Source organism: Dentiradicibacter hellwigii (assembly GCF_041770905.1).
Lineage (GTDB): Bacteria > Pseudomonadota > Gammaproteobacteria > Burkholderiales > Rhodocyclaceae > Propionivibrio > Propionivibrio hellwigii.
In genome coordinates, this window is sequence record NZ_JBEUWX010000002.1 from 1706732 (window position 1) to 1725681 (window position 18950).

Below are 18950 nucleotides of genomic sequence, written 5' to 3' on the forward strand. Positions count from 1 at the left end.
CCCGACTTTGCCCAAAGACAAGGCGCAAGCCGCAGACAGTACATTGAGTACGGCAAAGCCAGGCCAACACAGCAACGCAGTATCTCGGCAAAGGAAGCCGCTATAAAAGGCAAGACAAGCTAACGCGGCATTCCAGCAAAGAAAGCCGTTATTTTCCGATTTATGTTTTTTGATGCTCTGAAGCCCTTTATTTACGCGGGCCTCCGGGCATTTTATGTTTTCTGCCCTGTTTGCAGGCTTTCGCCCGGCCCAGTCGCTGCGCCTGCATTTCTGCGCCGGCGGCGCGTAGTTGCTGCGCTGGATGCGGCGGGCTTTCGAAAGCCTCGGCGACGACACGGCGTCCATCCGCGCTTTCGGCCTCGACCTCGTCACCCGCCTGTGCGAACGTCTGCTCGCCGGCGGCGCCCCCGGCTTGCACTTCTACTCGATGAACCAGGCCGAACTCACCCTGGAAATCTGCCGGCGGCTCGGGCGGGGATAACAACCCAAGTCAGGCCAGGGCGCGCCATCGCGTACAGCGGGAAACGGGCAACGGGAAACGAGTAAAAATTACTTTTACAATCAATGGCCTGCAGCCCTAGTGTACTGGGCATTTGCGGGCCGTTTTCCCTGAAAGGCGCAGGCTGCTGCTAACCCGCATTTCTCACACCCTCACGGTTCGGCCCCCGTTGGCGCGGCTTTTTCCTTCACGCGTTGCCGTGACCGCGAGGATTCAGGCCCGCGAGCGGCCAATGGAGTGCAGGCGGGTGAGGTTCTGCGGGCGGTCAGGTGCGTTGAGGGGGCAAGCGGCGCTGTTTGGGCATGAGACCGCCTCGCGCGAACGGGAGCGCGATCGGATCAGCAGGGCCACGGTGGCGTGGCGGATCAGCCGGGGGCGAGTCTGGCCTGGGCCAGGCGCCAGGTGGTCTGGAACGGATGACTGCTGGCCATGCTGACATGGATGCGGCGCACGCTGATCTTGACCCGTGCGCCGATCTTGAGCAGTTTCAGGCGCAGGCTCTCGCAGGTGGCCTCGGCCAGTTCGGTGCCAGCCAGCCCGATGCGGCGCAGCGCTTCGAGCATGACGTAGGCGAAGGAGGCGAACCACAGCCGCAGCTGATTGGCCCGCATCGTCGCCGTTGAGGTGCGATCGGCGAACAGGTGTAGCTGGCACTCCTTGATGCGGTTCTCCATTTCGCCTCGGGCGCAGTACAGCGCCTCGTACAGTTCGCGTGCCGGCCAGCGCTGAGCGTCCAGGCTGGTGACGATGAAGCGCGGATTGGCCTTGCCCGGCAGCTGCTCGGCCTTGCCGACGACCCGCCGGGCGCACGACCAGCTGTCAAGGGTGCGGTAGGTGAAGTCGCGAAACCGCCGTGCGGGCTTGCCGGTCTGGGTGCATTCGGCCTGCGCCTGGCTCATCTCGGTTTCGATCTGGGCCTTGAGCCGGTCGTTCTTGGCCAGCCCGAAGACGAAGTCGATGTGCGTCTGCTCGCACCAACTCATCAAGGCATCGCGCGCAAAGCCCGAGTCGGCACGCAGCACGATGCGCACCTCCGGCCAGTGGCGGCGGATCTGGGTGACGATGCGTTCGAGTTCATCGATGCTGCCCGCCGAGGCATCCGTGTTGGCCCGGCGCAGCTTGGCGGCGAGCAGATGTCGGCCGCAGAAGATGTACAGCGGCAGGTAGCAGTAGCCGCCGTAGTAACCATGGAAGAAACGCCCTTCCTGCTGGCCGTGCAGCGGGTCGTCGGTGGCGTCCAGATCGAGGATGATCTCGTCAGGTGCCTGCTCCTGCGCCTCAATGAAGCACGCGACGAACAGCGACTCGAAGGCCGCCGGATCGTGAGCGATCTTGTGATAGCGCGAACCGTCCTTGGTGTCGGGGGCATGTTCGAGCCGGTTCAAGGTCGACTTGCCCGCCAGCAGCTCGCAGCCCTTGCGCCGAGCGCTGAGCTTACCGGCCAGCGTGGCCAGTACCGGGTCACGGCGCAATTGATCGTGATCGTTCAGGTCCTCGTAGCCCAGCGCGATCCCCACGATCCGTTGCATCACCAACGTGTGCACCGTGTGTTCGATCAGCTCCGGATCGCGCCCATCCTCGAAGCAGGCCGCCACCCGTTCGGTCAGCCGCAAGGTGCGATCGACCTCGCGCAGCAACAGCGCGCCCGCATCCGAACTGATCTGCCCTCCGTCGAAATCCACCGCCACCTGGCGGCCATCAATACGCTTCGCGCATGGGCTGACTACGGTACACTGTGTCGGCATCGCGGCTTCCTCAGAGATATGGTTAAGTCGTTCTCGCAAAAAAACTTTCTTATATCTCCGGCCGCGATGCACCTTCTATCTGTGAGAAATGCGGGCTAAGGCTGCAAGACAGAGAGCGGCGTGCATCAATCCGCCCATCGTTGATCGCAATCCCAAAATAGCCTGCCCGGAAGCCCGTGTATTTAGGGCGTTTGCGGATAGGTGCCGCTACAGCCCGCGTCAACACTGGGCTGGCGGGCAGGCATCGCTACATCGCCCTATTCATGCGGGTTTCAGGACAGCCTTCTCGGGAAGGCCGTAAATACGGGGGCTACAGGGAACCGCCTGCTGGAATGCCCGAAACACGCGGGCTACCGGCCGGCGGGTTTAGCGCCGCCGACGCTTACCGTCACCGGGAGCTGTCGCCAAGGATTGCGGCGCGCCAACGCCCGACATGACTACCGCTCTTAGAACGTGTTCATAGTCTTCGTAGCAGGATTCCCAAGAAAGCCAAAACTACCATTTGCAGACTGGTACTCAACTTACGCTCGCAGTTTTTCCAAAGCCGCCTGTTCTTTTCCAACCAGGAAAAACTGCGCTCTACTACCCATCGCTTTGGCAATACCGCAAAACGCTGCAATTCGTTTCGTTTGGCAATCTCTACTTCCGCACCAATCAACTCCTGTACCGACGAAGCAAATGCCTGACCCGTGTAACCTCCGTCGGCAAGGACTTTTTGTACCGCACCAAGATTATCTCTGTCACGTTCCAATGCCACCAGGCCGCCTTTTCTATCCGTAACATCCGCCGTCGTTACCGCAAGGGCATGCGGCAAACCTTGCGTGTCAACCGCTATATGTCGCTTGATACCGCTAACCTTCTTGCCCGCATCGTAGCCTTTTTCCATGGCGGTATCCGTGTTCTTCACGCTCTGCGCATCAATAATCAGGAAAGTGGTTGCTTCATGGCGTCCCTGCTTGCGACGTGCTGCGGCCACCTGATTTTTTTTAACGCTTCCTCAAGGAGACTGATGCCACTTTCGCGGGGCTCACTCCATCTTTGGAAGTAGGAATGAACGGTGCGCCATTTGGGAAAATCGCCCGGTAAGGCACGCCAGGCACAGCCGTTGCGTAGAAGATAGAGAATGGCACAAAAGACATCGTACAAGTCCACTTTGCGCGGTGCTGTGCGTCTGCGAGCACTTTCCAAAAGAGGAAGAAGAGTAGCAAATTGTGTGCGACTTATATCGCTTGGGTAGGCTTTTCTGTTCATAACGATACTTTACAGCAGAGACTATGAACACGTTCTTAGAAAATCGGTGACCTTCCGGCGCTATTTCCTCGCCCCCGGCATGCGCCGCATTGAACACCAGCGCCATCAGCGCCGGCAGCAATGCGTGCGCGTATCGGCACGATTTCATCATTTTTCCGTTCACTCCAGGCAGTGAATCATCACAGCATCTCCAGCGGCGTCGCTGCTTTGGGCGGTGGCAGCAGGCGATCGATTTGCGCCAGTATTTCTGGGCTGAGCGGACATTGCAGCGCGGAAAAATTTTCCTCGACATGCTCACGCCGCGAAGCTTTGGGGATGGCGATGACCCCTTCATGGCGTAAGACCCAAGCCAGCGCCAATTGCGCCGGCCGCCAGCCATGCTGCTCGGCCAACCGGCAAAAAGCGGTGTGCCGCAGCAAGCGCCCCTGTTCGATCGGCGAATAGGCCATCAGCGCCGTCTTCTGGGATTGGAGCCAGGGCAGCAGATTCCACTCGATGCCGCGCCGCGTCAGGTTGTACAACACCTGATCGACGGCCGCGGCCTTGCCCTCCGGTATGGCATACAGCTCGCGCATATCGGCAAGGTCGAGATTACTAACGCCCCAGCGCCGGATTTTGCCCTGGGCTTTCAGCTTTTCGAAAGCCTCCACCGTTTCGGCCAGCGGAATACCGCCGCGCCAATGCAGCAAATACAGGTCGATACACTCCACGCCCAGCCGTTCCAGGCTGCGCTCGCAGGCCATCGGGGCGCTTTTGCGCCCGGCGTGGTGCGGATAGGCTTTGCTGACAAGGAACACCTGGTCGCGCCGTCCGCGAATGGCTTCCCCGACCAGTTCCTCCGAAGCGCCTTCGCCGTACATTTCGGCCGTATCGATCAGGCGCATGCCCAAGTCGATGCCGTGTTGCAGCGCGGCAATCTCACGGGTGCGGCAAGCTGGATTCTCACCCATCATCCAGGTTCCCATCCCTAGCGCAGGCACCTGTTTTCCATCGGGCAAGACGACGGTTTTCATTGCTTCCATGAATGCGCTCCTTTCCTGTAATTTTCAGTTTGATTGCGTATTATCGCCCGGCCCTCGTCGCCAGCGCCCTGCGATTTTCTTCCCCATGCCTTGAACGCTGCCTCGCCACTACCTCATCGCTTCCTCATATTTTCTGCCCATCGCCGACATCGGCGGGATCGGCTTCAACGCCGGTCAGAAAGACTCCGCGCAAATTTCAGGACGGCTTTCACACACAATAGCGCAACCCGTGGTTCCAGCAAGGTCCCCATCGCGTGGCACTGCCAACGCAACAACCATAACCAGCCGCCTCTAGCTATCGAAGCCATCTCCGCGCTGGCAATGCGATGTAAACACCCACGTATATATTTGCCCGCGTATATTTTGGCGCCCATGTTCGTCGCCCCTCTTTGGCACCCATTTCTGCCGGATTCAAAAACCGTTTGGGCGCACCGAATCAGGCTCTTTGACCTCCGCAAAAACTGGTCGATGGCGCTTCAACCTTTAGCGCAAGCGGCGCTCGTCGCCGGAGCAAGGGTTTTTCACCACGTAGTTTCCTCCCGCCGGGCAAGGTCATTTCACGCGCCTAGGTTAGTGCAGTATATAAAACGGCCCGTGGCAACGAGACCCCGCTCATCGGTTTAAGCGGCTTCACGAATCTTCTGCCACGATCGCCGCCAACGCCCGGCGCACCGGCGCGGGCAGCGCCGCTTTTGCCACATCCGCTCGCGGCAACCAGATCTGATGCAAGCGGTCCGGGAAATCCTTATGCCCCTCGGAGGCCGCCCGTTCGCCATGAAAGTGCTCGGCCCGGCAGGAAAGAATGCGGATATTGAGCCGGAAATGCGTGAAAGCATGCCGTACTTCCGGCAACAGCGCGCGCGCCAGTATGCGGCAGCCATGCGATGCCGCCAGGGCATCGGCGGCCTGATTCGCAGCGTCCCAATCCGCCTCGGGCAGGCTTAACAAACCGCCCCAGATGCCGGATGCCGGCCGTCTTTCAAGCAGCAGCGTATGCTCATCCATCAACAGCAGCATCGCCGTCTTGCGCTCGGGCAGCGCCTTGCGCGGGCGCGGCGTCGGCAAATCCACCTGACGTCCCTTACGGAAAGCAACACACTCCGGCCGCACCGGGCAGTTCTCGCAGACCGGACGGCTGCGCCGGCATACCGTTGCGCCCAGATCCATCAGGCCTTGCGTATAGGCTTCGAGATCGGCATCAGGCAGCAATGATTCTGCTAAGGCCCACAACCTACGCTCGACCGGCGCGCTGCCGGGAAAACCTTCAATACCGAAATAGCGTGCCAGCACGCGCTTGACGTTGCCGTCGAGAATCGCCGCGCGCGTGCCAAAGGCGAAAACGGCAATTGCCGCCGCCGTCGAACGGCCGATGCCCGGCAGGGCCGCCAGTTCTGCCGGCGTTTCTGGAAAATGGCCGCCGTATGCCGCCGCCACCTGTTGCGCGCAGCGATGCAGGTGGCGCGCCCGGGCGTAATAGCCCAGTCCCGCCCAGCGCTCCAACACGGCATTGAGCGGCGCCTGCGCCAGTGCCGTCACTGTCGGGAACTCGGCAAGAAAGCGCCGGAAGTACGGAATCACTGTCGCCACCTGCGTTTGTTGCAACATAATTTCCGATAACCAGATCCGGTACGCATCGCCTGTGCCCTGCCACGGCAAATCGTGACGCCCCTGCGATTTTTGCCAGGCGATCAGACGGGCGGCGAACGAAAATTCTTTGGGCGGATTCACGGGGATTGCGGCAGTGTTTTATTTTCCAGGGCTGTTTGCATCTTTTCAGAAACATCAAATCGGACAGGCTTGCTCACCAGGGCAGACCGTCCATTGCTTCTTATCCTTGCGGACAAACGGGCAGCGCGCGTGGCTGACGGCTGCGGTTATTCATTACCACGTTGGCCGGGGCATACCCCAGCTAAGCGCATAGAAAAATAAATATTTCTATGGCGGATGCCAAGAGGGCGGTCGAAATTTTTGGCTATTGCGTTCGCCTCGTGTCAGGATCAAATCTTCTGGAAATCAGTGACTGTGCATGTACCGCATGCCTCCGCCGACATTTTTCGGCGTGTGATCCGAACATCGACGCATCCGCGTATTTACCTGCCTTCGGCAAACACCGCAGACAATTCGTTACACCTTTCACCGCGCTGCGCCGAGAGGGGAAACATGAAATCGCGGCCATTGCCTCAAACGCCGGCATTTATCGGCTCCGGCAACGGCACGCCATACCGCCGCGCCTTGTCCGCCAACGCCGCGCGTACCGGGGCGGCCAGCTCGATGCCCGAACGCTCGGCTTCACGCATCCGCTGCTGTGCCATTTCACCCGGCAAACGCACGGGTCTGGCCGGATCACGCGGCGCATTGGCATGGCAACGCGCCGTCATGTCATCCGCCAAGCGCAGGAAATCCTCGCGGCCGCCAAAGGCCTGTGGATCGAGCACTTGCAGGAACACGCCGGCGCCCCAGCGTTTCTCCGCATCCGGACGGCCAAAGCCGGCCAATCCATGCGTGAGCATTTCGACCATCAGCGCCAAGCCAAAGCCCTTGTGCCCGTACTCCAGCCCGCCGAGCGGCAGCAGCGCCCCGCCCGCGCCGGGATCAAGGACGTGCGGGTCATCGCTCGGCCGGCCTGCAGCATCCATCAGCCAGGGATGGGCAAAGCGTTCGTCCGCCGCCGCCTTCTGCCGAGCCATACCGACCGTGGTAATCGAGGTACTGATGTCGATCCAGACTGGTTGCCGCGTTCCCGGATACCCAAACGCAATTGGATTCGGCGTCAGCAACGGTTCCTTGCCGCCATGCGGCGCCACAAAGCCAAAGGCCGGGTCGGAAGACGCCAGCAAAATGAGGTAGCCGCGGTCAGTCGCCTGTTTGAGCGAGGCCGTCAGGCAGGCGATATGATGGCTACGGCGAATGACGCCGGTGACCACGCCCTGCGCGCCGACGCGTTCGCAGGCTTGCCCAATGGCCTGCGATACCAGCCAAGGCCCGGGCAGATAAGCGCCATCCCAGACGAATAGGCTGTCGCTGTCGCGAATCACCGACGGTTCGCCGTGCGTTGCCATCAACCCTTGTTCAATCTGGTCGATATACTGTGGGCACAAGGCTATACCGTGCGTGCACTGGCCAACCATATCGCCCGTCACCAACACCTCGGCGACCACGACGGCTTTATCGGCGTCCATGCCCGCGGCAATAAACAGAGATGCCGCAAACTTCCGCAAGGATTCCGCACGATAACGGTTTGTAATTTCTGCTATTGCCATGACAAGCGCCTTTTAATAGTTCAGATTCGCAATCACCATAAAATGATCAGCAATCTGTCAAATCCAGACAATTTCACAAATACTTGATTATTCTGGATACAGCAATTAGCCAAGAAAAATCCGCCACCACAAACAATGCGGTAAGGCGGATTCAACCGGGAACAACTAATATACCGCCAATATCACTGGCAGTAATTGTTAATTATTATTTAAAGACTAGAAATTGAGTTCTTTATCGACATCTTGCACTTTGCGGCGCGCCAATGCCAAGTTGGCACGTTGTTTATCAAGTACACAATAAATAAAGATACCTTCTTTCTTAGACGACGGGCGAATAATATGATACTGCTTGCCCAAAGTAATCAGAATGTCTTCAATAATATCGTTAAGTCCCAGCGCCCGCATTGTTTTCAGCTTGGAACGAACGACCTCTGTATTGCCTGCTGCGGCGACTTCAATATCAATACCCGAACCAACCGAGCCAAGAATCATACCGCTTGATGAGTCGACCAAGGCAGCACACATGAAGCCATCCAATGCTGTCAGTTCTTCAAGTGACTTGGTGATAATTGCACTAGCCATTATTCTCTCCTTTAAATGAAAGTTAATTTATCAAGCCGACATAGCATATAAAAACATACCCGTCGTATTGATCCGTGGAATAAAAACCCAGCCATTTAACAAACCATACTAGGCAGCAGAAATTAAAACCCCCGCTAAATGCGTCGCATAATAAGAAACCTGGCCAAGAATGGCAGAATCCTTTGCAACAATATTAATAACAATCTCATAATCCTGAAACTTTACATTCTGTACAACAATAAAGCCATTCGTTGTATTAATAATAATATTCTTACCATATCCAAGCCCGGCTTCCTGAGCAACAACGTGACTAATTGCCGAAATAGAGCTGGCCATTGCTGCAATGCGCTTAGGATCCGTATCATCAAGCGAAGTAGAAATAATATCAAATCCATCAATGGTCGCAATTACAATTGCTTTAATACCATTGACCTCTTTGGCAATATTTTCAACCTCTTTCTGGACAACAGCAAAAACCGGCTTGGGAAGATATTGCTTATTACGCATTACCCAACTCCATCATATTAACTTCAATCTGGGCAAGCAGCATATCGATCATTAGAATTACGTCTTCACGTTGACGCACATCAACATCAATGACCGGTAGCGGCAAATTGCGCAGAGCCAAAAGATCTGCATATTCATCAATATTTGGATGAGGATTGGTATCTATCCGCCCGACCCCAATAACACAGGGTATGCTGGCAAGATACTTTGCAAAAGCATCCAGATACATTTTTAGATCGGCACGAGGATCAGGGCGTGAATTATCAATCAAGATAATCATACCTATTGCATTAACGGCAAGGATAGACCATAAAAAACTAAAACGACCCTGCCCCGGTGTTCCAAACAAACGGATACGATCACCATTATCGAGCGTCAAAAGACCAAAATCCAGCCCAACCGTCGTTTGTTTTTTAACAATGGAACTATCCGTATTCGCCACGTCAGTAACTACTGGCGCTGTTTCACTGACGGCCTTAATAGCCGTTGTTTTTCCCGCCCCTGTTGTCCCTGTAAATAAGATTTTATATTCACGCATGGCACGGATTATAACCTTAACTTACGACGAAACATAGCAATAAATCCTTTTACTACAGGAATTTTTGGCATTTTTTCTTCTTCTGACTGTAATTTACTGGCAGAAGGCTGAGGCTGGGGTATTGGCACAGCTTCCGCGTAGACTTCAATTAAACCGGAATTTTTCAGCAAATTAAGAAAACTGGCGCATTCCTGTAAGGGTCTTTGTGTTATAGCCGTCATTTCTTCAAGCCGCATTGCACGACGCAACAGCATGGTTGCCAGCCGGGTACGCACTGGATTTTTTTGTAAAAGCATGGCAGGCGGCCAGCGACGCAATTTGAAGTATTCCGAAGAATGGCTGGCTGATTTCTCATCACCCCCCATTCCGGTTGGACGTGAAAAAGTCGGCAAGGCGGGATTCGCTGCCTGTATAGTAGATGATGCGGCAGAGGTTAAAACAGAGCGTTCTGAAGAAGACTCCTGTTGAGAAATCTCATACTCTATTCGCCTGAGCCATTTTTCCAGATTATCCGAACGTAAAGGTCGCTGCAAAAAAGAACCCGAATTATTTTTTTGCTCCCACGTCACAAGCATTGAAATACGCGGCGCAAATTTTTTCAGAACGCTATTAATATCCGTAACGCTTTCATCAATCAATAACGCATCAAAAGGCGGTTCTTCAACAAAATTCCAACGAAACCCCGGATTCTGGGCATACAAACGGAAATAAGCGCGAATTAACGAAATTTCTGATTCTGGTAATTGCCATTGACCAAGGCGAAACCATTTTCCCCACGGCCTGTCTTTTGATCTTAAATCATTGAACAACACAATTTCGCTCTCTGCCGAAAATAACTGATTGATGCTGCAGACGGCTCATTATAGGCCGGAGATAGGTCGATTTTTGTGCAATATTTCACACTTTCCTGCACTTTTTTGTCATTTCTAGCTTCACCATCCCCTCCCGCAAAACACACGGCACCGTTCCCAAAAACACCGTGTCGTGTCGATATCTGGCAAAGATGCACCTTGAAGGGCAGGGGACACTGGGATGCACGAATTTTCCAGTCAGTGGCTATGCCCTCACCCTAACAGACGGCATGAGGTCTCCAACTATTTCAAAAGTATATTCCCAACGAAGCGGAAAAAGATACAAATACGCCTCGGCACGAGAGTTTTTTACCTCACTGGTCGCACTCTTCCAGACAACGACTACACATGCAACATCGGCATCCCGATACCTATCGGTCAGAGGCGTTGTCGCCTGATCAGAGCCGGTTCGGATTGCTGGATTGCGAAAGACCTGTTCGAAATACCCAGAAAGAAACAGCGTGCCCCGGAGCCGCATTTGATGCGGCGGCAAAGTGTATCCGCCTCCCACGGAAAACTGTATTTATTTTGCTTTTCCCGCCAGCATTGCCCGCATGGCGGCCAGCCGGGCGCTGCCGCTGGCCTTGTCCGTTGCTGCGGCATTGGCGCCACTGCCGGAAAAGCGCAGATCGTCCTTGCCCATCTCGGCGATGAAGCGCGACGGTGCGGAAGGCAAAAACTCGCGCCCCTGCTTGCGCCGCTCGGCGTAGCTGATATGCAGGGAACGCCGCGCGCGCGTGATGCCGACGTACATCAGCCGGCGTTCTTCTTCAAGCTTGGCCGGATCGAGCGATTCACGGTGCGGCAGCACACCTTCTTCGACGCCGATCAGAAATACGTGCCCAAACTCCAGGCCCTTGGCCGCATGCAGCGTAGAAAGCTGTACGGCATCCGGCATGCCGGCGCTACCCTCTTGCTGGCGATCGAGCAGATTGATCAGCGCGATCATCTGCGTCAGTTCAATCAGCGTCTTTCCGTCTTCCTCGCCGCGCCGCACCAACCATTGCACCAGTTCCTGCACGTTAGCCCAGCGCGTCTCGGCCGCTTTACGCTCGTCTTCCCCACGCAGCCAGGCTTCGTAACCAATGGCGTCGAGCAGGTCATTCATCACGCGCTCGGCCGGTTCTCGGTGGGCGCGCTGTTCGAGGCGGTCGATGAACCGGCAAAAATCCTGCAAGGCCGATAACTGGCGCGCCTGCACGCGCTGCGCAAAGCCCTCCTCACCCACGGCAGCGAAGAGCGAACGGCGGCGCTCGCCGGCGTAGGCTCCCAGCGCTTCCAGCGTCGCGCTGCCGATGCCGCGCCGCGGCGTGGTCGCGGCACGGATGAAAGCGGGGTCATCGTCGCGGTTGGTCAGCAGGCGCAGATACGCCGTGATGTCCTTGATTTCCGTTTTGTCGAAAAACGACTGCCCGCCGGACAGAATGTAGGGCACGCGCTGGTCGCGCAAATGCTGTTCGAGCAGGCGCGCCTGGAAATTGCCGCGATAAAGAATCGCGTAATCGGAAAACTTCGCCTGATGCTCAAACCGATGCGCTTGCAGCTTCATCACTACTTGTTCGGCCTCTTTTTCATTGTCCTTGCAAGCGGTGACGCGGATCGGATCGCCGTAGCCCAGATCGGACCAGAGTTTCTTCTCGAACAACTTCTGGTTATTGGCGATCAGCGCATTGGCCGCTTTCAGGATGCGCACCGTCGAGCGGTAATTCTGTTCGAGCTTGATGACCTTGAGCTGCGGGTAGTCGCGCGGCAGCCCGCGCAAATTCTCGATATCCGCCCCGCGCCAGCCGTAAATCGCCTGGTCATCGTCGCCCACGGCGGTAAAGGCGGCGCGCACGCCGGCCAGCTGGCGGAGCAGGCGATACTGGCAAGCGTTCGTATCCTGATATTCATCGATGAGCAAATAACGCAGCCGATGCTGCCATTTTTCCAGCGTTTCGGGAAAGGTCTCGAACAGCATGACCGGCAACGCGATCAGATCGTCAAAATCCACCGCCTGGTAGGCTTTCAGCGTCGCCACATAGCCCGCATAGGCCTGTGCGGCTCGTGCTTCAGATTCGTTGCCAGCGGCGCGGCGTGCCGCATCGGGCGAAACGAGCGCATTCTTCCAGTGCGAGATTTGCGTTTGCAGGCGGCGGATCGTCGCCTTGTCGGCGCTGCCGGCAAAGTCGGACACGATGCCCAACGCATCGGCCGCATCAAAAATCGAAAAGTTCGGCTTGTAGCCAAGCGCCCGCGCCTCCTCGCGCAAAATGCGCATACCCAGCGCGTGGAAGGTGGAAATGGTCAGCCCCTCCGGCCGGCTACCCAGCAACTTTTCGACGCGCTCCCGCATCTCCCGCGCCGCCTTGTTGGTAAAGGTGATGGCGGCGATCGTCGCCGGCGACAAGCCGCACGCGCGGATTAGATAGGCAATTTTTTCCGTGATGACGCGCGTCTTGCCCGACCCCGCGCCAGCCAGCACGAGCAGCGGGCCGTCGAGATAATGAATCGCTTCCCGCTGAGGCGGATTGAGTTGTATGGACATCGCGGGAAAACCTTGTTGCGGCAGTGAAATATCAATGAAGCGTCAGGAAGAAAAAGCACAGGAATACCAGCGCCGCTGCGAGCAGCACGGCAATCGCCGCCAGCAGCCGATTCTGCCGGCGCTGGCTGGCGTTGAACTCGGCCAGCAACGGCGCCAGATCGTCTGCCGACCCATGCGCCAAGGCACGATGCACCAGGCGCGGCAACTGTGGCAGGCTGCGCGACCAGAGCGGCATTTCCTGCTGCATATTACGCAGCAACGCGCGCCAGCCAAGCTGTTCGCTCATCCAGCGTTCGAGAAAAGGCTTGGCCGTCGTCCATAAATCGAGATCGGGATCGAGCTGCCGCCCCAAGCCTTCAACATTGAGCAGCGTCTTTTCCAGCATGACGAGCTGGGGCTGGATTTCGACCTTGAACCGGCGCGACGTCTGGAACAGGCGCAATAACACCTTGCCAAAGGAAATTTCGCGCAGCGGACGATCGAATACTGGCTCGCAAACGGCACGAATGGCTGCTTCGAATTCATCGACGCGCGTTTCCGGCGGCGCCCAGCCGGCTTCGATATGCGCTTCGGCAACGCGCCGGTAATCACGGCGAAAGAAGGCAAGGAAATTCTGCGCCAGATAATCCTTGTCCCGCTCGGACAGCGTACCGACGATACCGAAATCCAGCGCGATGTATTTGCCGAAATGTTCCGGATCAACGGCAACAAAGATATTGCCCGGGTGCATGTCGGCATGGAAAAAACCGTCGCGGAATACCTGCGTGAAGAAAATCTCGACCCCCGCGCGCGAAAGCGCCTTGAGGTCAACGCCGGCCGCCACGAGCGCATCCTTCTGGCTGATCGGCAGGCCATGCATGCGCTCCATGACCATCACAGTCGTCGTGCATAGATCCCAATACACTTCCGGCACGCGCAACAGCGCAGAACCGGCGAAGTTGCGGCGCAGCTGCGAAGCGTTGGCCGCCTCGCGCATCAGGTCGAACTCGTCGTACAGATATTTGGCGAATTCGGCCACTACTTCGTGCGGCTTGAGCCGCCGGCCATCGGCCCAGACGGCTTCCAGCAGACCCGCCGCCGAATCGAGCAGCGCCAGATCGTTGGCGACCACCTTTTCCATACCCGGGCGCAGAATCTTGACGGCAACCTCATGACCGCCATCCTCCGCCCGCAGGCGGGCAAAATGCACCTGCGCCACCGAAGCGCTGGCTACCGGCGTTTCCTCGAACTCGGCAAACACCTCGTTTGCCCGACGCCCGCCGTAAGCGGCGGCGATCTGCGCGCGCACCTGTTCGGCGGAAAACGGCGGCACGCGATCCTGCAACTTCGCCAGCTCATCGGCGATATCGACAGGCAACAAGTCGCGCCGCGTCGACAGCACCTGACCAAATTTAACGAAAATCGGGCCGAGATCTTCCAGCATGCGGCGTATCCGCTCCCCGCGCGGCAAGGGGGCAGCGCGGGCGCTAAATACGCGGAAAAAGCGGGCCGCCCGGCCCAGCCAGCCGCCCGGTTCCTGTTCGAGAATCAGCGTATCGACGCCGTAACGGCGCGCCACCGCGATAATCTTGATGAAGCGAAAAAGACGCATCGGACTGATGGAAAAAGCAAAGACACAAGTTTATCCCGAATCAGCGGGCGGACTGCATCCCGCCCCGAAACATCATTCAGGGCACCTCCCCGGAAACCCGCGTGGATAGGGCGTTTGCGGGCGGGCGCCTCTGAAACCCTTATAAATAAATGGCTGGCGGGCAGGGGTGCCGGAGATGCCCTGTTTATAAGGGTTTCAAAGCATCCCCCTCGGAGATGCCCTAAATACGCGGGCTAGCGGGCAGTCTCTCGGCAGAACCTAAAAACAAGGATTGAAAGGATTGTTTGACTGTAGGCGCTGACTCCGCCCGCAAGGCTTCTCTTGATGCCGTTGCGCTGAGCGGCAGCGCACCCCGCTGACTTTCCTACCTTCTTTCTTTATCTCGCCAAAGAAAGTCAGCAAAGAAAGCGACCCCGAGGCGCAGAAAACTCCTTGTCGCGGGTCGCTTGGCGGCGGGCTTGATAACTCGCTGCGCTCAGACAATCAAGCCCTTGATTCCGCCAAGCTGCCCCGCGTCCCTGAAATAGCGGCTTCCTTTGCCAAAATACGGCGTTGGCTCGCCTTGCCGTACTAATCGTACTGCCTGCAGCTCGCCGCCTTGTCTTTTGGCAAAGCCGAGCCGCTATGAGGCTTTCGGGGCACACTTCTGAACCCCGCGTGAATAGGGCGTTTTCGGGCAGGCACCTCTGGAACGCCCTATTTATAAGGGTTTCAGCGCATACCTCTCGGAGATGCCCTAAATACGTGGGCTTGCGGGCAGCCCCCTTTTGGGGAAGGCGTCACGGAACCGTCGCATCGGCGGTCGATGGGTTTTTAATTCTCCCCCTGTGGGGGAGATGCCCCGAAGGGGCAGAGAGGGCAACACGCCAAAGGCTTGGCTTCTGTTACTTCAGATGGGATTTGATTTTTCTCCTGCGCTTTATTTGCTTTTTTATCCTCTCCCAAAGGGTAAGGGTTTTTTGGGGTACTCCGAACCCGACGCGGATAAAGGCGTTCCGGGCAGGTGCCTCTGGAACCCTTATCAATAAAGGGCTTCAGGGTAGGGTGCCCGGAGATGCCCTAAATACGCGGGGTTCAGGGCACCCATATTTGAGACGACCAAAACATAGCGGCTTAACTTTTCCAAAAGACAAGGCGGCGAGCCGCAGGCAGTACGCCTAGTACGGCAAGGCGAAGCCAACGCAGTATTTTGGCGAAGGAAGCCGCTATGGCTTGACTTTGCAAAAGACAAGGCGGTAAGCCGCTGACAGTACAAGCAGTACGGCAAGGCGAGCCAACACCGTATTTTGGCAAAGGAAGACGCTGTTAAGGAAAACCGCTATCGTACCGGCGGGACGTAATCCGGCGGCGGCAAGGCCGGCGGCCTGCCTTTGGGCGGCGGCGGGATGCTGCCTGCGGCAGGCGTGGCGGGAGACAGTGTGGGCGCGAATGCAGGCGTCGGCTCGCGCAGGATCTGCGCCATGGAAGCCGGGACAGGCACCCGATGCCCGCTGGCATACATGCACTGGATGTAGGCGTTGTCATAGCGTTCCTGGGCATCATAGCCATAATGCCGGCTATCCCCCGCGCCTACCGCGGAGCCAAGCAGCAGCCCCGCACCGGCGCCGATGCCTGCCCCGTGGTGGCCGCCCATTGCCGCGCCCGCGGCAGCCCCTACCGCCGTGCCGACGACGGCATCGCGCACACCGGGATCGGTTTGCGGCGCCGTGCCGCCGATCTGCTGCCAGGCATAAGCGCGGCACTGCGTGTCGCTCGCCCGAAAGTCCTCGAAACTTCTGCCCGTGCCAGGCAAGGCCAGCACGCTCGGCCCCGTCGGCGCCGTGGCGCAGCCGGACAGAATACCCATGGCGACCAGCGCCGTCATGCCTGCAATCCGTTTCATGAAATATCTCCGGTTCAGCAACAAAATTCCTCATTTCATGCGGCGCCCCGCCGTGCAGGCAGGGCAAACAGCATGCCTGGATCCCTTGTGTTTAGGGCGTTTCCGGCAGGACAGGCATCCAGCCGCCCGGACAGGTTTTCACGCGCGGATAGTACGCGCGCGAAGCGGCGCAGTAATACCAGTACTGCTGCGGCGCTGGCGCAGGGGCGCGTTCGATATAGACGGGCGGTGGTTGCTGGATGATGATCGGCGGATAGTCATAGTAGTAAATCGGCCGTGGCGGGTAATAGTCAAACGGCCACGGATCCCAAAAGCCCGGCCCGAAGCCAAAGCCGAAATGGACGCGCCCATGCCCCCAGACGCTGCCCGAACCCAGCGCCAGCAGCACCGCGCCGGCCAGCAGCCATTTTTTGCGCTTATTTGCATTCATGTTTTTATCCTCATCATGTCAACGATGCTCATCCTTTCATGCATCGGCGTGTATGAATCAGTCTAGGTCAGCCCGGAAGGGCTGTCCACGTGCGACCCCCAGTGAAATGTAAACAATTGTGTCGATAACCCGTATTTTCTACCTGCGGGTGAGCGCGAATCTACCAACGCAAGGGTACGGTTGAGTTTGAATACATCGCTGATTTATGGCCCACACGGGCCCATCATGCAAAAACAGCAAAATCATGCGTTGAGAAAACGATCCGCAGGCAGCGCATTTGAAAATACGCCCTTGCGCGCGCCGGGCATCGTATAATCGGCGCCCGGCCCTTTTGTAGCGCCTGATAGCCGTTTTTCGCACCTGCTTTCCTATTTCCGTTTTCCGAATTTTTTCTCTGCTGTTGACAGCTTAGCTTTATTTTTTCACCGCTTTTCCGATGAATCACAACATCAAGACGCATCTTGCCGACCTGATACGCACCGCATTGGCGCACATTGCGCCTGACCAGGCAGGCACCGACATTCTTCTCGAACGCCCCAAGCAGGCTGCACATGGCGATTTCGCCTGCAATGCCGCCATGCAGCTGGCGCGCGCGCTTAAGCGCAATCCGCGCGAGCTGGCGCAAGGACTGGTCGCCGCACTGCCCGCCTCCCCCTTCGTCGCCAAGGTCGACATCGCGGGGGCAGGATTCATCAATTTCCACCTACAACCAGCCGCCAAACTGGCCATCGTGCATGAAGTCCTGGCGCAGGGCGATGCCTTTGGCCGCTCAACGCTTGGCGGCAAACAGAAAGTTCAAATTGAGTTTGTATCAGCCAACCCGACCGGGCCGCTGCATGTCGGTCATGGGCGCGGCGCCGCGTATGGCGCCAGCCTGGCCAACCTGCTGGCCTTCGCCGGCTGGGACGTGACGCGCGAATACTACGTTAACGACGCCGGCCGGCAGATGGACATCCTCGCGCTTTCCGCATGGCTGCGCTATCTCGAACTGTGCGGCGAGCAGGTGGCCTTCCCGCTGAACGCCTATCAAGGCGACTATGTGCGCGCCATGGCGGCCGCCATGAAGCAGACGCGGGGCGAAGCCCTGCTGCATAAGGCAGCGGACGTACTCGCAGACACACCGGGCCTGCCCGAGGCCGGGGGCAGCGACGACGAGGCCAAGCAGCAGCACGAAGCGTATCTCGACGCACTGATCGCCAATGCCAAACGCCTGCTCGGCGAGGAATGGCAGTACGTACACAATTACGTTCTCACCGAACAGCTCGACGATTGCCGCGAAGACCTTGCCGAATTCGGCGTGCACTATGAAGTCTGGTTCTCGGAGAAAGCGCTGTTCGATGCCGGACTCGTCGAGCGTTGCGTCGCCCGCCTGGAGGCTGCCGGGCACATTTATCTCAAGAACGGCGCCAAATGGTTCCGCTCAACCACCTTCGGGGATGAAAAGGATCGCGTCGTCCAGCGCGACAACGGTCTGTATACCTACTTCGCCTCAGACATCGCCTATCACCTGAACAAATACGAGCGTGGTTTTGACCGCATGATCAATATCTGGGGCGCCGATCACCACGGCTATATCCCGCGCGTCAAGGGTTCCCTGCAAGCGCTCGGCCTCAATCCTGACAAGCTCGACATCGCACTCGTGCAGTTCGCCGTGCTGTACCGCAACGGACAAAAGGCGCAGATGTCGACGCGCTCCGGCGAATTCGTCACTCTGCGCGCACTGCGCGCCGAGGTCGGCAACGACGCCTGCCGTTTTTTCTACGTGCTGCGCAAATCCGACCAGCATTTGGATTTCGATCTCGATCTAGCCACCAGCCAGACCAACGAAAATCCCGTCTATTACATCCAGTATGCGCACGCCCGCATCTGCTCGGTACTGATGCAATGGGACGGCGATGAAGCTACGCTCGGCCAGATCGACCTGGCGCGGCTCGACAGCCCGTATGAACTGGCGCTGGCGGCAAAGCTGCGCGAATTTCCTGAAGTCGTCGAAGCGGCGGCGCGCGATCTGGCGCCGCACATGATCGCCTTCTACCTGAAGGATCTGGCCGCCGCCTTCCACAGCTATTACAATGCCGAGCGCATGCTGGTCGAGGACGCCGCACTGAAAGACGCACGCGTTGCGTTGGCGTCGGCCGTGCGTCAGACCTTGCGCAACGGCATGGGTATCATTGGCGTCAGTTGCCCGCAATCCATGTAAACTGCCGACTTGCAGCATCAAGAACTGGCACCTGTATGCAAACCGTTTCGGCTAAATAGACATAA

At 57.7% G+C, this 18950-nt stretch carries 14 protein-coding genes and 1 pseudogene; 2 read left to right on the plus strand and 13 right to left on the minus strand.

Annotated elements, in window-relative coordinates; all coding sequences use genetic code 11:
• Window positions 1-295: 295 nt before the first annotated feature.
• Window positions 296-481 (plus strand): annotated as a pseudogene (locus ABCS64_RS10045) (methylenetetrahydrofolate reductase); the annotation flags it as partial.
• 383 nt (window positions 482-864) lie between these two features.
• Here ABCS64_RS10045 and ABCS64_RS10050 read toward each other — a convergent pair.
• The 13 genes from ABCS64_RS10050 to ABCS64_RS10110 all read right to left on the minus strand — a co-directional run bounded on the left by ABCS64_RS10050 (window position 865) and on the right by ABCS64_RS10110 (window position 16685).
• The gene (locus ABCS64_RS10050; protein ID WP_418891700.1) at window positions 865-2244 is read right to left on the minus strand and encodes an IS1380 family transposase; all 1380 of its coding nucleotides are present in this window, start codon (window positions 2242-2244) and stop codon (window positions 865-867) included.
• Between the two features lie 457 nt (window positions 2245-2701).
• A protein-coding gene (locus tag ABCS64_RS10055) for an IS5 family transposase (protein WP_418890083.1) occupies window positions 2702-3495 on the minus strand; the annotation gives its coding sequence in 2 pieces (ribosomal slippage) (window positions 2702-3219 and window positions 3219-3495; 795 coding nt in all).
• A gap of 179 nt (window positions 3496-3674) precedes the next feature.
• Window positions 3675-4517 (minus strand): aldo/keto reductase, encoded by an 843-nt coding sequence (locus ABCS64_RS10060; protein ID WP_418891701.1) that lies wholly within the window; start codon window positions 4515-4517, stop codon window positions 3675-3677.
• Window positions 4518-5147: 630 nt separating this feature from the next.
• The gene (gene mutY, locus ABCS64_RS10065; RefSeq protein ID WP_418891702.1) at window positions 5148-6245 is read right to left on the minus strand and encodes an A/G-specific adenine glycosylase; all 1098 of its coding nucleotides are present in this window, start codon (window positions 6243-6245) and stop codon (window positions 5148-5150) included.
• Window positions 6246-6697: 452 nt separating this feature from the next.
• The gene (locus ABCS64_RS10070; RefSeq protein ID WP_418891703.1) at window positions 6698-7777 is read right to left on the minus strand and encodes an Ldh family oxidoreductase; all 1080 of its coding nucleotides are present in this window, start codon (window positions 7775-7777) and stop codon (window positions 6698-6700) included.
• A 216-nt stretch (window positions 7778-7993) separates the two neighbouring features.
• Complete coding sequence (locus ABCS64_RS10075; protein WP_418891704.1) at window positions 7994-8359, minus strand: hypothetical protein; 366 nt, start codon at window positions 8357-8359, stop codon at window positions 7994-7996.
• Window positions 8360-8467: 108 nt separating this feature from the next.
• Entirely contained in the window at window positions 8468-8866 is a 399-nt protein-coding gene (locus ABCS64_RS10080; protein ID WP_418891705.1) for a roadblock/LC7 domain-containing protein, read from the minus strand.
• On the minus strand, window positions 8859-9404 hold the full coding sequence (locus ABCS64_RS10085; protein WP_418891706.1) for a GTP-binding protein: 546 nt from the start codon (window positions 9402-9404) through the stop codon (window positions 8859-8861). Before ABCS64_RS10085 ends, ABCS64_RS10080 begins: the two co-directional genes overlap by 8 nt.
• 8 nt (window positions 9405-9412) lie before the next feature.
• Window positions 9413-10213, minus strand: a complete 801-nt coding sequence (locus ABCS64_RS10090) for a hypothetical protein (RefSeq protein ID WP_418891707.1) — start codon at window positions 10211-10213, stop codon at window positions 9413-9415.
• Window positions 10214-10778: 565 nt separating this feature from the next.
• A complete protein-coding gene (locus tag ABCS64_RS10095; RefSeq protein WP_418891708.1) occupies window positions 10779-12782 on the minus strand; it encodes a UvrD-helicase domain-containing protein in 2004 nt (667 codons plus the stop codon).
• Between the two features lie 31 nt (window positions 12783-12813).
• Window positions 12814-14373 (minus strand): ubiquinone biosynthesis regulatory protein kinase UbiB, encoded by a 1560-nt coding sequence (gene ubiB, locus ABCS64_RS10100; protein WP_418891709.1) that lies wholly within the window; start codon window positions 14371-14373, stop codon window positions 12814-12816.
• Window positions 14374-15691: 1318 nt separating this feature from the next.
• Window positions 15692-16255 (minus strand): glycine zipper family protein, encoded by a 564-nt coding sequence (locus ABCS64_RS10105; protein WP_418891710.1) that lies wholly within the window; start codon window positions 16253-16255, stop codon window positions 15692-15694.
• 91 nt (window positions 16256-16346) lie between these two features.
• Window positions 16347-16685, minus strand: coding sequence for a hypothetical protein (locus ABCS64_RS10110; RefSeq protein ID WP_418891711.1), 339 nt, complete (start codon window positions 16683-16685; stop codon window positions 16347-16349).
• 436 nt (window positions 16686-17121) lie between these two features.
• Between ABCS64_RS10110 and argS the strand changes: the two genes are divergently transcribed.
• The gene (gene argS, locus ABCS64_RS10115; RefSeq protein ID WP_418891712.1) at window positions 17122-18885 is read left to right on the plus strand and encodes an arginine--tRNA ligase; all 1764 of its coding nucleotides are present in this window, start codon (window positions 17122-17124) and stop codon (window positions 18883-18885) included.
• Window positions 18886-18950: the final 65 nt, after the last annotated feature.

Excerpts from the sequence above, each read along its gene's own strand:
- ABCS64_RS10075 (WP_418891704.1), bottom strand. The coding sequence starts at position 8,359 with ATGGCTAGTGCAATTATCACCAAGTCACTTGAAGAACTGACAGCATTG.
- ABCS64_RS10050 (WP_418891700.1), bottom strand. The coding sequence starts at position 2,244 with ATGCCGACACAGTGTACCGTAGTCAGCCCATGCGCGAAGCGTATTGAT.
- ABCS64_RS10060 (WP_418891701.1), bottom strand. The coding sequence starts at position 4,517 with ATGGAAGCAATGAAAACCGTCGTCTTGCCCGATGGAAAACAGGTGCCT.
- ABCS64_RS10105 (WP_418891710.1), bottom strand. The coding sequence starts at position 16,255 with ATGAAACGGATTGCAGGCATGACGGCGCTGGTCGCCATGGGTATTCTG.
- ABCS64_RS10085 (WP_418891706.1), bottom strand. The coding sequence starts at position 9,404 with ATGCGTGAATATAAAATCTTATTTACAGGGACAACAGGGGCGGGAAAA.
- ABCS64_RS10080 (WP_418891705.1), bottom strand. The coding sequence starts at position 8,866 with ATGCGTAATAAGCAATATCTTCCCAAGCCGGTTTTTGCTGTTGTCCAG.
- ubiB (WP_418891709.1), bottom strand. The coding sequence starts at position 14,373 with ATGCGTCTTTTTCGCTTCATCAAGATTATCGCGGTGGCGCGCCGTTAC.
- ABCS64_RS10110 (WP_418891711.1), bottom strand. The coding sequence starts at position 16,685 with ATGAATGCAAATAAGCGCAAAAAATGGCTGCTGGCCGGCGCGGTGCTG.
- argS (WP_418891712.1), top strand. The coding sequence starts at position 17,122 with ATGAATCACAACATCAAGACGCATCTTGCCGACCTGATACGCACCGCA.
- ABCS64_RS10070 (WP_418891703.1), bottom strand. The coding sequence starts at position 7,777 with ATGGCAATAGCAGAAATTACAAACCGTTATCGTGCGGAATCCTTGCGG.
- ABCS64_RS10095 (WP_418891708.1), bottom strand. The coding sequence starts at position 12,782 with ATGTCCATACAACTCAATCCGCCTCAGCGGGAAGCGATTCATTATCTC.